Source organism: Streptomyces sp. NPDC127114 (assembly GCF_042677525.1).
In the GTDB taxonomy this organism is placed as follows: Bacteria; Actinomycetota; Actinomycetes; order Streptomycetales; family Streptomycetaceae; genus Streptomyces.
Window position 1 is genome coordinate 188126 of the sequence record NZ_JBHXTJ010000002.1, and the last position, 16141, is coordinate 204266.

General features: G+C 73.4%; 10 protein-coding genes and 1 pseudogene. 8 read left to right on the forward strand and 3 right to left on the reverse strand.

Annotation, left to right across the window (positions count from 1 at the left end):
• Positions 1-8: 8 nt before the first annotated feature.
• The gene (locus ACFVGS_RS02960) at positions 9-2933 is read left to right on the forward strand and encodes an FAD-binding and (Fe-S)-binding domain-containing protein (protein ID WP_385689795.1); all 2925 of its coding nucleotides are present in this window, start codon (positions 9-11) and stop codon (positions 2931-2933) included.
• Between the two features lie 139 nt (positions 2934-3072).
• Entirely contained in the window at positions 3073-4470 is a 1398-nt protein-coding gene (locus tag ACFVGS_RS02965; RefSeq protein ID WP_385689798.1) for a Gfo/Idh/MocA family protein, read from the forward strand.
• Between the two features lie 100 nt (positions 4471-4570).
• Here ACFVGS_RS02965 and ACFVGS_RS02970 read toward each other — a convergent pair.
• Positions 4571-6142 (reverse strand): annotated as a pseudogene (locus ACFVGS_RS02970) (peptide-N4-asparagine amidase); the annotation flags it as partial.
• Positions 6143-6322: 180 nt separating this feature from the next.
• Here ACFVGS_RS02970 and ACFVGS_RS02975 point away from each other — a divergent pair.
• Both ACFVGS_RS02975 and ACFVGS_RS02980 read left to right on the forward strand, forming a co-directional pair.
• Positions 6323-8179 (forward strand): ABC transporter transmembrane domain-containing protein, encoded by a 1857-nt coding sequence (locus ACFVGS_RS02975; protein WP_385689801.1) that lies wholly within the window; start codon positions 6323-6325, stop codon positions 8177-8179.
• A complete protein-coding gene (locus ACFVGS_RS02980) occupies positions 8176-9957 on the forward strand; it encodes an ABC transporter ATP-binding protein (protein WP_385689804.1) in 1782 nt (593 codons plus the stop codon). The genes ACFVGS_RS02975 and ACFVGS_RS02980 overlap by 4 nt, the downstream gene beginning before the upstream one ends.
• Before the next feature lie 275 nt (positions 9958-10232).
• Here ACFVGS_RS02980 and ACFVGS_RS02985 read toward each other — a convergent pair whose 3' ends face one another.
• Positions 10233-11024, reverse strand: coding sequence for a metal-dependent hydrolase (locus ACFVGS_RS02985; RefSeq protein ID WP_384419144.1), 792 nt, complete (start codon positions 11022-11024; stop codon positions 10233-10235).
• A 155-nt stretch (positions 11025-11179) separates the two neighbouring features.
• On the opposite strand from ACFVGS_RS02985, the gene ACFVGS_RS02990 reads away from it, so the two are divergent.
• Both ACFVGS_RS02990 and ACFVGS_RS02995 read left to right on the forward strand, forming a co-directional pair.
• Complete coding sequence (locus ACFVGS_RS02990) at positions 11180-13693, forward strand: DEAD/DEAH box helicase (RefSeq protein ID WP_385689808.1); 2514 nt, start codon at positions 11180-11182, stop codon at positions 13691-13693.
• Between the two features lie 41 nt (positions 13694-13734).
• Positions 13735-14598, forward strand: coding sequence for an acyl-CoA thioesterase (locus ACFVGS_RS02995; protein WP_384419150.1), 864 nt, complete (start codon positions 13735-13737; stop codon positions 14596-14598).
• Positions 14599-14609: 11 nt separating this feature from the next.
• Here the strand turns inward: ACFVGS_RS02995 and ACFVGS_RS03000 are convergent, their stop codons facing one another.
• A complete protein-coding gene (locus tag ACFVGS_RS03000; protein ID WP_384419153.1) occupies positions 14610-14831 on the reverse strand; it encodes a DUF6011 domain-containing protein in 222 nt (73 codons plus the stop codon).
• A gap of 50 nt (positions 14832-14881) precedes the next feature.
• Between ACFVGS_RS03000 and ACFVGS_RS03005 the strand changes: the two genes are divergently transcribed.
• Positions 14882-15364, forward strand: a complete 483-nt coding sequence (locus ACFVGS_RS03005) for a glutathione peroxidase (RefSeq protein WP_384419154.1) — start codon at positions 14882-14884, stop codon at positions 15362-15364.
• Positions 15357-16133: a putative protein N(5)-glutamine methyltransferase gene (locus tag ACFVGS_RS03010; protein WP_385689812.1), complete on the forward strand. Its 777-nt coding sequence runs from the start codon at positions 15357-15359 to the stop codon at positions 16131-16133. The genes ACFVGS_RS03005 and ACFVGS_RS03010 overlap by 8 nt, the downstream gene beginning before the upstream one ends.
• Positions 16134-16141: the final 8 nt, after the last annotated feature.

Sequence of the window (16141 nt, forward strand, 5' to 3'; positions counted from 1 at the left end):
CCCTGGCCATGCCCGTACGGGAGCCGAACCCGCAGACCCTGCGAGCCGGTACGCGACGACGGGCGGCGCCCGACCGGGTGCCCGACCTCCAGGCCCGGGGCACACCGAAGCACCTGCGCGAGGAGCTCGCCGCCCTCCTCGGCCCCGAGAAGGTGCTGTCCGGGATCTCCGACCTGGTGCGCTACGCCTCCGACGCGAGCCCCTACCGCTTCGTGCCGCAGGTCGTCGTGGTGGCCGAGGACGTCGACGACGTGTCCGCCGTCCTCTCGTACGCCCGCGGCAAGGGCCGCGAGGTGGTGTTCCGGGCCGCCGGGACCAGTCTCAACGGGCAGGCGCAGGGCGAGGACATCCTGGTGGACGTGCGCCGGCACTGGGCGGGCGTCGAGGTCCTCGACGAGGGCGCCCGCGCCCGGATCCGGCCCGGCACGACCGTCGTCCGGGCCAACGCGGCGCTCGCGCCGTACGGCCGGGTGCTCGGCCCCGACCCGGCCAGCGCCGTCGCCTGCACGATCGGCGGGGTCGTCGCCAACAACGCCTCGGGCATGACCGCGGGCACCACCCGCAACGCGTACCGCACGGTCGCCTCGCTCACCTTCGTGCTCCCGAGCGGCACCGTCGTCGACACCGCCGACCCTGCGGCCGACGAGGAACTGGCGCGCGCGGAGCCCCGGCTGTGCGCGGGCCTCATGGCCCTGAAGGCGGAGATCGAGGCGGACCCGGAGCTGACCGCCCGGATCCGCGCCAAACACACGATCAAGAACACGAACGGCTACCGGCTCGATGCCTTCCTCGACGGAGCCACCCCGGTGGAGATCCTGCGCGGGCTGATGGTGGGCTCCGAAGGCACCCTGGGATTCATCTCCGAGGTCGTCTTCGACACCCTCCCCCTGGACCGGAAGGTCTCCACCGCCCTCCTCTTCTTCCCCTCCCTGCCGGCCGCCGCGGCCGCCGTGCCCCGGTTCACCGAGGCGGGCGCGCTCGCCGTGGAGCTGATGGACGGCAACACGCTGCGCGCCTCGGTCAGCGTGCCGGGCGTGCCCTCCGACTGGGCGGAGCTGCCGACGGAGACGGCCGCGCTGCTCGTGGAGTTCCGGGCGCCGGACGAGGCCGGGCAGCGGGCCTACGAGGAGGCGGCGGCCCGGGTCCTCGCCGGCCTCGCACTCGTCGCGCCGGTCGCCTCGGCCGACTACACCTTCACCCGCGACCCGGGCACCATCGCCGGCTACTGGAAGGCACGCAAGGCCTTCGTGACGGCGGTCGGCGGCTCCCGCCCCTCCGGTACGACCCTGATCACGGAGGACTTCGCCGTCCCGCCGGCCCGGCTCGCCGAGGCCTGTGCGGAACTGCTCGACCTCCAGGACCGGCACGGCTTCGACGCGGCCGTCGCCGGGCACGCCGCCCACGGCAATCTGCACTTCCTGCTCGCCTTCGACGCCGGCGACCCGTCCGACGTGGAGCGCTACGCGGCCTTCATGGACGACTTCTGCAAACTGACCGTGGAGCGGTTCGACGGCTCGCTCAAGGCCGAGCACGCCACCGGCCGCAACATCGCGCCCTTCCTGGAGCTGGAGTGGGGCCCCAAGGCGACCGAACTGATGTGGCGGACCAAGGAGGTCATCGACCCGGCCGGACTGCTCGCGCCCCGGATCGTGCTCGACCGCGACCCGCAGGCCCATCTGCGCGGCCTGAAGACCATCCCGACCGTGGAGCCGGTCGCCGACCCGTGCATCGAATGCGGTTTCTGCGAACCCACCTGCCCCAGCCACGATCTGACGACCACCCCGCGCCAGCGGATCGTGCTGCGCCGGGAGATGATGCGCCAGGCCGACGGTTCGCCGGTGGAGACCGGCCTCCTGGAGTCGTACGGCTACGACGCGGTCGACACCTGCGCCGGCGACTCCACCTGCGCGCTGGCCTGCCCGGTCGGCATCGACACGGGCGCGATGATGAAGGAGTTCCGGCACAGGAGGCACTCCCCGCGCGAGGAGCGGGCCGCGACGCTCGCCGCGCGGCACTTCCGCGCGGTGGAGGCCTCGGCGCGGCTCGCGGTGGCCGCGGCCGCCCGGCTCGGCGACCGTTTCCTGGAGTCGGCGACCGGTCTGGCGCGCAAGGCCGTGCGGCCCGGTCTCGTACCGGAGTGGCTGCCCGAGATCCCGGGCGCGGCGGCCCGGGGACTGCCGCGCACCCACCGGCCGGCCGCGGCGGCCGTCTACTACCCGGCCTGTGTGAACCGGATCTTCGGCAGTCCGGACGGCCTCGAGGGACCGTCGCTGCCGGAGGCGGTGGTGGCGCTGTCGGCCCGGGCGGGGCGGCCGGTGTGGATCCCGGACGACGTGGCGGGCACCTGCTGCGCGACGATCTGGCACTCCAAGGGCTACCGGCGCGGCAACGAGGTGATGGCCAACCGGATCGTCGAGGCGGCCTGGGGCTGGACGGCCGGCGGCCGGCTGCCCCTGGTGGTCGACGCCTCCTCCTGCACGCTGGGCATCGCGCGCGAGGTGGTGCCGTACCTCACCGACGACAACCGGGAGCTGCACGCGGAACTCACGGTCGTGGACTCCCTCGTGTGGGCCGCGGACGAGCTGCTGCCGCGGCTCGACGTACGGCACCGGGTCGGTTCGGCGGTGGTCCATCCGACCTGTTCCATGCGGCACCTGGGCGACGAGGACCGGCTGACCGCGCTCGCCGGGGCCTGCGCCGAGGAGGTCGTCGTCCCCGTCGACGCGGGCTGCTGCGCCTTCGCGGGCGACCGCGGCATGCTCCATCCCGAGCTGACCGCCTCCGCCACGGCGCGCGAGGCGGCGGAGGTCACCGCCCGGCCCTTCGACGCGCACCTTTCGGCCAACCGCATGTGCGAGGTCGGCATGGACCGGGCCACCGGCCGTACCTACTACTCGGCGCTGATCGCGCTGGAGCACGCGACCCGCCCGTAATCGGAGCGCTCGGCTCCAGGAGTCCAAGCACCGCTGTCCACAAGTCCAAACGGCACCCTTGCGCAACAGGAGCATCAGCGGCCAAGGTCCTGTGCGGGATTCATGAACCCACTTTGCACTCACGGCAATCGGAGGTTCCATGAACGACAGCACTCCCCCGCGCCCCAGCCGTCGCTCCGTCCTCAGGACCACGGGTGCCGCCGGCGCCGGGCTCGGGCTCGGCGCCTTGGGCACGGGCCCCGCCGAGGCGGCGCAGCCGTCCGAGCAGACCTCCCCGACTCCGCCGCGCCGGGGCGCCACGATGGCCGGTGTCCCCTTCGAGCCGCGCTCCACGGTCCGGGTCGCCCTCGTCGGCCTCGGCAACCGCGGCGGCAGCATGATCGACCTCTATCTGGCCCTGCCGGACGTCCGGGTGGTCGCGGTGTGCGACCCGGTGCGGGCGAAGGCGGAACGGGCGGCGGCCAAGGTGGTCGCCGCCGGGCAGCCCGCACCCGCCGTCTACGCCGGCGGCGAGGAGGACTACCTGCAGCTGTACCAGCGCGCGGACGTCGACTTCGTCCACGTGGCCACGCCCTGGGACCTGCACTTCGAGCAGGCGAAGCAGGCCATGCTGCACGGCAAGCACGTCGGCGTCGAGTGTCCGGTCGCGCTGCGCCTCGATCACCTGTGGGAGCTGGTCGACCTCTCGGAGCAGACCCGTCGCCACTGCATGCAGCTGGAGAACTGCTGCTACGGGCGCAACGAGATGCGGGTGCTGCGCATGGCGCACGCGGGGAAGTTCGGTGAACTCCTGCACGGCGCGGGGGCGTACAACCACGACCTGCGCGAGCTGATGTTCTCGCCGACCTACTACGAGGGCCCCTGGCGCCGGCTCTGGCACACCCGGCTGCGCGGTGACCTCTACCCGAACCACGGCTTCGGCCCGGTCGCCAACTACATGGACGTCAACCGGGGCGACCGGGTGGTCAGCATCAGCAGCGTCGGCACGCCGGCCCTCGGACTCGCCGAGTACCGGGCGGCGAACATCCCGAAGAACGATCCCAGCTGGAAGGAGTCGTACATCGAGAGCGACCGGACGATCAGTCTGGTCCGGACGGCGAAGGGCCGGGTCATCCGGCTGGAGCACGACGTGTCGACCCCGCACCCGTACAGCCGGATCAACAGCCTCGGCGGCACCAAGGGCGTGTTCGAGGACTACCCGGCGCGGATCTATCTGGAGCCGGACCACAAGGGCCACCAGTGGGGCGACTTCGGCGCGTACGCCGCCGACTTCGACCACTGGCTGTGGAAGGAGCACGCCAACCCGCCGGGCGGTCACGGCGGCATGGACTACATCATGGTGTTCCGCCTGACGCAGTGCCTACGGCTCGGCCTCGTGCCGGACTTCGACGTGTACGACGCGGCGACCTGGACGTCCCCGGTACCGCTGAGCCACGCCTCGATCAAGGCCGGCGGCGCCCCGCAGCCGATCCCGGACTTCACGCGCGGTGAGTGGCGCGGGGCCCGCTCCGGCGTTGACTCGGTCAGGCCGGTCTGACGGCCGCAGGAGGCGTCCGGGGGCGGCCCCCGCTTCCCCGCGGCCCGCCCCCGCCGTGTACGCGCGCGGGGCAGCCGCGCCCCAGGGCCGCCACCACGGGGCCCTGGACGGTCTTCAGGGAGCGGTCGTAGCAGCCGTCGGAGCCGTACCGGCGGTAGCGCTCGGCGCTGGTGCCGACCGCGTGCCGCTGCTCGCGCGGGACGCCGAGGGTGAAGGCGGCGTCGCCGGTGTACGTGTCGTCGAGCCGGGACCAGGACAGCCGCTTCCCGTCCCGGACCACGTCGACGGAGGCGCGGTCGCCGACGGTCAGCACCGTCCGCAGCCGGTTGTCGGCCCCGACGGTGATCTCGCCGTCCATGGCGTAGGCACGGTGGGTGCGGGTGGCGGTCCGGCCGACGGTCACCGTCTCGTCGTCGGTCCAGTGCGCGGTGAGCGCGTCCGGGTTCTCGTCGGCGCCCCAGCGGTGTGTGGAGCCGTGGCCGACGGTGCGGGTGACGGTGGTGGTGACCCGGCCGTGCGAGGTGTCGAGGTGTCCGGCGACGGTCAGGGTGTGCCCGCCGGTGGTCTCCAGGCGGTCGGGCGAACCGGCCGTGTACACCGCCGAGTTGCGCGGGGTACCGGCCTCGTGGCGGTCGAGGGCGCCGGTGACGACGGCCCGGCCCTCGTCCTGCCAGAGCAGCACGTTGGTGGGGACGCTCCAGCCGGACTGCCCGGCGGGGACACCGGCCACGGAGACGTCGACGCGGTGGGCCCGGCCGTCGTTGAGCCGCGCCGCGAAGGGCGTGAGGTCGTAGACGATCGGCTGGACGTCGAAGGCGCGCGGGGCGGGGGTCACGTACCAGAGGAAGGGGTTGGACCAGCCGCCGGTCCAGACGTGCGGGAAGGGTGCCGCGATGCCGGCGAGCTTCCCGTCGACGGAGATCTGCACCTCCCGGTACGGGCCGTCGGTGGCCTTGCAGGAGTAGGGCGCGGCGTCGGGGACGGTGAGGTACCAGAACTCCTCGCAGCCGCCGCCGGATCCGGTGGCGTACACCTCGGCGAGGATCCGCTCGGTGTTGCGCGGGGTGGTGAGCGTGCCGTCGGTCAGCGGCAGGACGCGGTCGGGGGTGCCGGCGGCCGGGCGCACGGTGCCCTGGGCGGTGTGGAAGGTCAGGGTGACACGGACGTCGAGGACGCCGGTGTAGGTCTCGTTGACGACGTTGCCGATGAGCATCTCGACGGGCTGCGGGCGGCTGAGGGTGTCGCGGTAGCGGGTGACGTCCTTCTCGACGGACCAGGCGATGCCGTCGGGCGAGGGTTCGGGCGTGGAGGTGCGGAGGATCTCGACGCCGCCGACGGTGAGGTAGCCGAGGCGGTCGTACTGACGGCCCTTCACCGTGCCTTCCAGGCGCAGGACCACCTTGTTCCAGCGGGTGCCGCATTCCTTCGGCGGGGCGTAACTCCCCTTGTACGGCGTGAAGTCGCGGAACTGGGCGGCGGCGAGGGTGATTTCGCAGCTGCGGGTGCCGGGGGTGTCGACCGGCGGCGCGGCGGTGACCGGGTCGTGCCAGTCGGTGGTGAACTCGGCCGGCGGGGTCGGGGCCTCGTCCGCGCGGGCCGCGGGGGCGGCGAGCAGCACTCCGGCGGCCAGGGTGAGGCCGCTGATCATGCTCATGATCTTCCGTTGTCTCATGGGTCGTGAGTGAAGCGCGGGCCTCGGGACGCGGTCCAGAGGGCGGGGTCCGGCTTGGCCTGATGTGTTCCCGGTTGCCGGAAAATCGGTTGCCGACGGTGGGCGGGCGGAGCGAGCCTTGAGCGGTTCGGGACGTCACGTGACCGGTCCACGGCATCGGTCGAAAGCGCTGGGAACGTCATGCAGATTCGCGATCTACCGTATGCCGACCCGGGAATGCCGGACGTCCGCTCGGGCTCCCGGTTCCTCCTCTGGCTCGGCCGGAAACAGTTGGGCGGGCAGGTGAGGTGTCTGCTGTGGGGCCTGCTCCTGCAGCTCGGCATCGCCGGTCTTCCGCTCGGTGTCGGCGTCGCCGTGCAGGCGGTCGTGGACCGCGACGGCGGCCGGCTCGGCCTGGGCATCGGGCTGCTCGTCGCCTTCGGCCTGGCCATCGCGGCCGGCGACATGATGGTCCATCGGGTGGCCGTCACCAACTGGATCACGGCCGCCGCGCGCGTCCAGCAGCTCCTGTCGCGCAAGACCGCCGAGCTCGGCTCGGTGCTGACCCGCCGGGTCGCGGCGGGCGAGGTCGTCGCCGTGTCCACGTCCGACGTGGAGAAGATCGGCTGGTTCGTCGAGGCGGCCTCGCGGTTCGCGTCGTCCGCGATCGCGCTGGTGATCGTCTGCGTGGGTCTGGTGCTGTACGAGCCGGACCTCGGCCTGGTCGTGGCCCTCGGCGTCCCGGTCCTCGCGCTCGCCGCGCTGCCGCTGCTCCCCCGCGCCACCCGCCGGGCCGACGAGCAGCGCGAGAAGGCCGGCCGGGCCACCGAGCTGGCCTCCGACACCGTCGCCGGTCTGCGGGTGCTGCGCGGCATCGGCGGCGAGGAGCTGTTCCTCCGCCGCTACCGGTCGGCCTCCCAGGAGGTGCGCCGGGCGGCGGTGCGCAGCGCCCGGATGTGGGCGCTGATCGCCGCGATCCAGGTGCTGCTGCCCGGCCTGCTGCTCGTCGGCGTCGTCGTCCACGGCGCGCGGCTCGCCCTCGACGGGCGGATCGGCATCGGCGAACTCGTCACGGTGTACGGCGCGGTGGCGCTGACCCACCACCCGCTGCGCACGTTCGAGGAGATCGCCATGGCGTACTCGTTCTCGCGGCCGTCCGCGCGGCGCGCCGCGCGGGTGCTCGCCCTGTCGCGTACGGCCACGCCCGCGGCCGGGGCCGGGGCGGGGACGGGGACGGGGACGGGGGCCGGGGCCGGCGAGGAGGTGCCGAGCGGTGACCTGTACGACCCGGTGACCGGGGTGCGGGCCCCCGCCGGCGGACTCACGGCGGTGGTCTGCGGCGACCCGGACGCGGCCGGCCGGCTCGCGGACCGGCTCGGCGGCCACCCGGCGGAGCCGGGCGAGGAGCACGCCTCCGTGCTGCTCGGCGGCGTCCCGCTCGACGGGCTGGCGCTCGACACGGCCCGTACCGCGGTCCTCGTCCAGGACAAGGATCCGGTGCTGCTCTCGGGCACCCTGCGGGAGCTGCTCGACGTGCCGTCCTCCGGCAAGGTCGCGGCGGCCGACGCGCTGGACGCGGCCCAGTGCGGCGACGTGCTCGACGCCCTCGCACAGGCGTCCGTGGACACCGGAGGCGGCCCGATGCGGACCCGGATCACCGAGCGCGGCCGGTCGCTCTCCGGCGGTCAGCGGCAGCGGCTCGCGCTGGCCCGTTCGCTGGTCGCCGACCCGGAGGTGCTCGTCCTCGACGAGCCGACCTCGGCGGTCGACTCGCACACCGAGTCCCGCGTCGCGGCCGGGATCAAGCGGCTGCGGGCCGGCCGGACGACCGTCGTCCTGGCCTCCTCGCCGCTGCTCCTGGACCTCGCCGACCGGGTGGTCCTGGTCGACGGCGGCACGGCCGTCGCGACCGGCACCCATCGCGAGCTGCTGGCCCGGGAGCCCCGCTACCGGGCCGTGGTCACGCGCGAGACGGACGAGGAGCTCGCCGGCGCGGCCCTGGACGACGAACTGCGGGAACTCGAGGCGACCGAGGAACTCGAAGGAGAATCGGCATGATCGGCGTGGCCCCGCCGGAGTACGACCCGGCCGCACCGCAGTCGGCGACCACCCTCCCGGTCGGCACGGCGTCGACGGTGCGGACGTACGTCAGGGAGCTGTTGCGCCGTCACCGGGGCGCGTTCGCGGCGCTCGTCGCCGTCAACGGGATCGCCGTGACCGCGTCGATGGCCGGGCCCTATCTGCTCGGCTCGGTCGTCGACGACCTCACGGCGGGCGCCCGGGAGCTCCACCTGGAGCGCACGGCCGCCCTGTTCGCGGTGGCCCTGCTGGTCCAGACGGTCTTCACGCGCCTGGTCCGGCTGCGCGGCGCGATGCTCGGCGAGGAGATGCTGGCCGATCTGCGCGAGGACTTCCTCGTGCGGTCGGTGGCCCTGCCGCCGGGCGTCCTGGAGCGGGCCGGGACGGGCGACCTGCTGTCCCGGATCACCACGGACGTCGACCGGCTGGCCGAGGCCATGCGCGAGGCCGTGCCGCAGCTCGTCATCGGCGTGGTGTGGGCGGGGCTGCTCGTCGGCGGCATCGCGGTGACCGCGCCGCCGCTGGCGGCCGCGCTGCTCTTCGCCGCGCCGCTGTTGATCGTCGGCGCGCGCTGGTACTTCCGCCGGGCGCCGTCCGCGTACCGCTCGGAGGCCGCCGGCTACGCGGCCGTGGCCGCGGCGCTGGCGGAGACCGTGGACGCGGGCCGTACGGTCGAGGCGCACCGCCTGGGCGGGCGGCGGGTCGAGCTGTCGGACCGGCGGGTCCGGGAATGGACCCGCTGGGAACGCTACACGTTGTTCCTGCGCTCGGTGCTCTTCCCGGTCGTCACGCTCACCCACACCCTGGTGATCACCTCGGTGCTGGTGGTCGGCGGCCTGTTCGTCTTCCGGGGCTGGATGGACGTGGGGCAGCTGACCACGGGCGCGCTGCTCGCGCAGATGCTGGTCGACCCGATCGGGATCGTCCTGCGCTGGTACGACGAGCTCCAGGTGGCCCAGGTGTCCCTGGCCCGGCTCGTCGGCGTCCGGGACATCGAGCCGGAGGCGGGTGACCCGGAGCTGCGGCCCGAGGGCCGCGCGGTGCGGGCCGAGGAGGTCCGCTTCGGCTACCGGGAGGGCGTGGACGTGCTGCACCGGGTGTCGATGGACGTAGCCCCGGGCACCCGCCTCGCCCTGGTCGGGCCGTCCGGGGCCGGGAAGTCCACGCTCGGCCGGCTGCTCGCGGGGATCTACGCCCCGCGTTCCGGCGCGGTCACCCTCGGTGCGGCGGAGCTGGCGCGGATGCCGGCCGAGCGGGTCCGTGAGCACGTGGCCCTGGTCAACCAGGAGCACCACGTCTTCGTGGGCACGCTCCGCGACAACCTGCTGCTCGCCCGGGCGGGCGCCGGGGACGACGAGCTGTGGGAGGCGCTCGCCGCGGTCGACGCGGACGGCTGGGCGCGGACCGTCGAGGAGGGCCTGGACACCGAGGTCGGCTCGGGCGGCCTGGCGCTCACCCCGGCCCAGGCCCAGCAGGTGGCCCTCGCCCGGCTCGTCCTCGCGGACCCGCACACGCTGGTCCTGGACGAGGCGACCTCGCTCCTCGACCCGCGCGCGGCCCGTCACCTGGAGCGCTCGCTGGCCCGGGTCCTGGAGGGCCGCACGGTCGTCGCGATCGCGCACCGCCTCCACACGGCGCACGACGCGGACCTGATCGCGGTGGTGGAGGGCGGCCGGATCAGCGAGCTGGGCAGCCACGAGGAACTGGTGGCGGCGGACGGCGCGTACGCGGCCCTGTGGCGGTCCTGGCACGGCTAGGCCGTCCCTACCGGATCCTGGCCGGGTCCGCGGCGTCCGGCACGGCACCTCGCCGCGGGCCCGGTCGCCGGGGGTGCAGCGGTGCTGCCGGCGCCACCGCCGCTCGCGCGCGACCCCTGGAAGGTGCCTCGTCGACTGGCCCGGGGCGGCGACGCCCGAACGGCGGCTGGGCCACGGTCGGCGCCGGCGCCGATGTCGTCCCGGCCCTGCCGACCGCGCGGCCCGGGCCGATCGGCGAGCCCCCTAGGGCCTCCGGTCCTGATCCGCCGGACAGGCTAGAGGAAGCCCAGTGCCGAAGCGCCGCCCACGCCGCCGAGCAGCATGAACGCCGGCATCAGCACCTTCAGCTCGACCCAGCTGCCCGCCCGGAAGCGCATGCCCTTCGGCGGGCCGATCGGGTACCAGCGCTTGCGGCCCACGGGGATGGGCCAGAGGATCGGGCAGCCGGAGACGGTCAGGGCGTCGCCGATGTCGTGGACCAGGGCGCCGAGCACGATCGGCAGGCCGAGCCACAGGTACTCCTGGCCGGGGCCGGTGAAGAGCCAGCCGGCGCCGTTGCCCGGCTGGTCCAGGACGCCGGCGAGGATCCAGGCGCTGGTCGCGCCGAGCAGCCACACGAGGACGTCGCTGGACATCCGCGCCGCCCGCCAGAGCAGGCCCTCGACCGCGAGGACGAGGTGGACGAAGAGGATCGCCAGGACCGCCCAGCGCCCGCCGGTCACCGCGGCGACCGAGGCGCCGGCGCCGATCAGGACCGCCCACACCCAGGTGTGGGTCAGCGTGCGGTGGCCGCCGGACCTGCGCGGGTCGGCGGAGGAGCGGGTCGCCTTGTAGACGGCGTACGACAGCTTGTCGACGATCTCGCACAGAACCCGCGACACCGGCCCGAAGGCCCGCGAGATGGTCGCCGCCTTGTGGTCGAGGTCGGGTGCGAGGGCCGCACCGGCGCAGATGAGCGCGCCGACGACCAGAACCGGCCACGGCATCGGGTGGTCGAAGGCCGCGGCCGCGGCTCCGACGCCCAGCCAGGCCGCCGCTCCGGACAGCGAGTGCGCCGGTCCCATCATGGTCGTTCCCCGCCCCATTCCTCGCGCGCCGGCGTCCAGTTGACGCCCGGTCGTGCGCCGGCCGCGCGGCCGGTCGACGGGCCAGCCTATCGTCCGTGATCTTCGATCCGGTGGCCGGTTCCCTCATCCGTGCGGAATCCAGGCAAGATGGGGGCGTGACCCTTATCGATCAGCTGCCGCCGACCGCCGACCCCGATGCCCTCTTCGAGGCCTTCTCCTCATGGGCGGAGGACCGGGGCATCACGCTCTACCCGGCCCAGGAAGAGGCGCTGATCGAGGTGGTCTCCGGGGCCAACGTGATCCTTTCCACGCCCACGGGCTCCGGAAAGTCGCTGGTCGCGGCGGGTGCGCATTTCACGGCGCTGGCCAATGACCAGGTCACGTTCTACACGGCGCCGATCAAGGCGCTGGTGTCGGAGAAGTTCTTCGACCTGTGCAAGATCTTCGGCACCGAGAACGTCGGCATGCTCACCGGCGACGCCTCCGTGAACGCGGACGCGCCGGTCATCTGCTGCACCGCCGAGGTGCTGGCCTCGATCGCGCTGCGCGACGGCAAGGACGCCGACATCGGCCAGGTCGTGATGGACGAGTTCCACTTCTACGCGGAGCAGGACCGCGGCTGGGCCTGGCAGATCCCGATCCTGGAGCTCCCGCAGGCCCAGTTCGTGCTCATGTCGGCGACCCTCGGCGACGTGTCGATGTTCGAGCAGGACCTGACCCGGCGCACCGGCCGGCCGACCGCCGTGGTCCGCTCGGCGACCCGGCCGGTCCCGCTGTCGTACGAGTACCGGCTCACGCCGATCACCGACACCCTCACCGAACTCCTGGAGACGAAGCAGGCGCCCGTCTACATCGTCCACTTCACCCAGGCGCAGGCCGTGGAGCGGGCGCAGTCGCTGATGAGCATCAACATGTGCTCGCGCGAGGAGAAGGACGCCATCGCCGAGATGATCGGCAACTTCCGCTTCACCACGAAGTTCGGCAAGAACCTCTCGCGTTATGTCCGGCACGGCATCGGCGTGCACCACGCGGGCATGCTGCCGAAGTACCGGCGCCTGGTGGAGAAGCTGGCGCAGGCGGGTCTGCTGAAGGTCATCTGCGGCACCGACACCCTCGGCGTCGGCGTCAACGTGCCCATCCGCACGGTGCTGTTCACCGCCCTGACCAAGTACGACGGCAACCGGGTGCGCACGCTGCGGGCCCGGGAGTTCCACCAGATCGCCGGCCGGGCGGGCCGGGCCGGTTTCGACACCGCCGGTCTCGTCGTGGCGCAGGCACCCGAGCACGTCATCGAGAACGAGAAGGCGCTCGCCAAGGCCGGCGACGACCCGAAGAAGCGCCGCAAGGTGGTCCGCAAGAAGGCCCCCGAGGGCTTCGTCGGCTGGACCGAGAACAGCTTCGAGAAGTTGATCGCCTCCGAGCCGGAGCCGCTGACCTCCCGCTTCCGGGTCACCCACACGATGCTCCTGTCGGTGATCGCCCGGCCCGGCAACGCCTTCGACGCGATGCGCAAGCTCCTGGAGGACAACCACGAGCCGCGCAAGAACCAGCTGCGCCACATCCGCCGGGCCATCGCGATCTACCGCTCGCTGCTCGACGGGGGCGTGGTGGAGCAGCTGGACACCCCGGACGCCGAGGGCCGCACCATCCGCCTGACGGTCGACCTCCAGCAGGACTTCGCGCTCAACCAGCCGCTGTCGACCTTCGCGCTCGCCGCCTTCGACCTGCTCGACCCGGAGTCGCCGTCGTACGCGCTGGACATGGTGTCGGTGGTGGAGTCCACCCTCGACGACCCGCGGCAGATCCTGGCCGCCCAGCAGAACAAGGCGCGCGGCGAGGCGGTCGGCGCGATGAAGGCCGACGGGGTCGAGTACGAGGAGCGGATGGAGCGGCTCCAGGAGATCTCGTACCCGAAGCCGCTCGAAGAGCTGCTGTGGCACGCGTACAACGTCTACCGGAAGTCCCACCCGTGGGTCGGCGACCACCCGGTCTCGCCCAAGTCGGTCATCCGCGACATGTACGAACGGGCGCTGTCCTTCACGGAGTTCACCTCCTTCTACGAGCTGGCGCGGACCGAGGGCATCGTGCTGCGCTACCTCGCGAGCGCGTACAAGGCGCTCGACCACACCATCCCGGACGACCTGAAGACGGAGGACCTGGAGGACCTGATCGCCTGGCTCGGCGAGATGGTGCGGCAGGTCGACTCCTCGCTGCTCGACGAGTGGGAGCAGCTGGCGAACCCGGAGATCCAGACCGCCGAGGAGGCGCAGGAGCAGGCCGACCAGGTCAAGCCGGTCACGGCGAACGCCCGCGCGTTCCGGGTCCTGGTGCGCAACGCGATGTTCCGCCGGGTGGAGCTGGCGGCCCTGGACAACGTCGACGAGCTGGGCGAGCTCGACGCGGAGTCCGGCTGGGACGCGGACGCGTGGGGCGAGGCGATGGACGCGTACTGGGACGAGTACGACGACCTCGGCACCGGCCCCGACGCGCGCGGCCCCAAGCTGCTGTCCATCGAGGAGGACCCCGAGCACGGCCTCTGGCGCGTCCGGCAGACCTTCGCCGACCCGAACGGCGACCATGACTGGGGCATCAGCGCGGAGGTGGACCTGGCGGCCTCGGACGAGGAGGGCCGCGCGGTCGTCCGCGTGACGTCGGTCGGACAGCTGTAGACCCTCCGCAGACTCTGCGGACCTGCGAACGGAGTACGGACGTGACCAACCCCGCCGAGAGACTCGTGGACCTGCTCGACCTGGAACGGATCGAGGTGAACATCTTCCGCGGCCGCAGCCCGCAGGAGTCGCTCCAGCGGGTCTTCGGCGGGCAGGTCGCGGGGCAGGCCCTGGTGGCCGCCGGCCGGACCGTGGACGACGAGCGCCCGGTGCACTCGCTGCACGCCTACTTCCTGCGGCCCGGCCGCCCGGGCGTGCCGATCGTCTACCAGGTGGAGCGGGTGCGCGACGGGCGTTCCTTCACCACCCGGCGGGTCACGGCGGTCCAGGAGGGCCGGACGATCTTCAATCTGACGGCCTCCTTCCACCTGCCCGAGGAGGGCGCGTTCGAGCACCAGCTGCCGCCGCGGCACCTCACGGACCCGGACAGCCTGCCGAACCTCGCGGACGAGATCCGCGACCACCTGGGCGCGCTGCCGGAGGCGCTGGAGCGGATGGCCCGCCGCCAGCCCTTCGACATCCGCTACGTGGACCGGCTGCGCTGGACGAAGGAGGAGGTCACGGACGCGGACCCGCGCAGCGCGGTGTGGATGCGGGCGGTCGGGCCGCTGGGCGACGACCCGCTGGTGCACACCTGTGCCCTCACCTACGCCTCGGACATGACGCTGCTCGACGCCGTCCGGATCCCCGTCGAGCCGCTGTGGGGCCCGCGCGGCTTCGACATGGCGTCCCTGGACCACGCGATGTGGTTCCACCGGCCCTTCCGGGCGGACGAGTGGTTCCTGTACGACCAGGAGTCGCCGATCGCGACCGGCGGGCGCGGCCTGGCCCGCGGCCGGATCTACGACCGCGAGGGCCGGCTGCTCGTGTCGGTCGTCCAGGAGGGCCTCTTCCGCAAGCTGTAGCCGGCCCCGGCCTAGGTGCCGGGCAGCGGGTCCTGCTCGACCTCGTGGCGGCGGGTGCGGATGTCCGGGCCCGGCGGGTGGAGCTTCGCGTCGCACGAGGGGCCGAGGCCGGTGCGCCGGGACGCGGTGCCGGTGAGCGGGCGCCCGCACAGCCGGCACCACACGCGGCGCGGGCCGTCGCCGTCGGCCGGGCCCCCGGAACCGATGTCGATTGCCAATGGTTCGTCTCCCATGCTGAGATCAAACCCCATCGGTGTGACAACGTGTGACAGGACCTTTTCCCATGAGTTTGTACGAGATCCCGCTGACGACCCTGGCCGGCGAGCCGCTCTCGCTCGCCGACTTCCGCGACCGGGCCGTCCTGGTCGTGAACGTGGCCTCGAAGTGCGGTCTCACTCCGCAGTACGAGGGCCTGGAGCAGCTGCAGAAGGAGTACGGCGAGCGCGGCTTCACGGTGCTCGGGGTGCCCTGCAACCAGTTCGCGGGCCAGGAGCCGGGCAGCGCGGAGGAGATCCGTACCTTCTGCTCGACGACGTACGGCGTGTCCTTCCCGCTCCTGGAGAAGGCGGACGTCAACGGCTCCGGCCGGCACCCGCTGTACGCGGAGCTGACCCGGGTCGCGGACGCCGACGGCGAGGCCGGCGACGTGCAGTGGAACTTCGAGAAGTTCCTCATCGGCCGGGACGGCGTGGTCACCCGGTTCCGCCCGCGCACCGAGCCGCAGGCACCGGAGCTCGTCGCGGCGATCGAGGCCCAGCTTGCCTGAGCCGGCGGGGCAGGCCCTGGTGGCCCGGCTGCGGGCCGCGGGCTGCGTCTTCGCCGAGGAGGAGGCGGAGCTGCTGCGGGCGGCCGCGTCCGGTCCGGCCGAGCTCGACGCGATGGTGGAGCGGCGCGCCGCCGGACTGCCGCTGGAACACGTCGTGGGCTGGGCGGAGTTCGCCGGGCTGCGGATCGAGGTCGACGGCGGGGTGTTCGTGCCCCGGCGGCGTACCGAGTTCCTGGTCGGCCGGGCGGTCGCCCTGGCCCGCCCGGGCGCCGTCTGCGTCGACCTGTGCTGCGGCTCCGGCGCGGCGGGCGCGGTGCTGCTCGCCTCGGTCCCGGACGTCGAGGTGCACGCCTCCGACATCGAGCCGGCCGCGGTGCGCTGTGCCCGGCGCAACATCGAGCCGCGCGGCGGCCGGGTGTACGAGGGCGACCTGTTCGAGCCGCTGCCGGACGCGCTGCGCGGCCGGATCGAGGTGCTGGTCGCGAACGTGCCGTACGTGCCGAGCGAGGACGTGGCCCTGCTGCCGCCCGAGGCCCGCGAGCACGAGCCCCTGGTGGCCCTGGACGGCGGCACGGACGGTCTCGACGTGCTGCGCCGGGTCGCGGCCGGGGCCGCGCGGTGGCTGGCCCCGGGTGGCCGGCTCCTGGTGGAGACCAGCGAGCGCCAGGCCGGCCTGGCCGTGGCGGCGGTCACCGCGCACGGCCTCACGGCCGAGATCCTGGAGGACGAGGAGCTGTACGCCACCGTGCTGGTGGCGGCCCGTCCGTGACCGGGCTC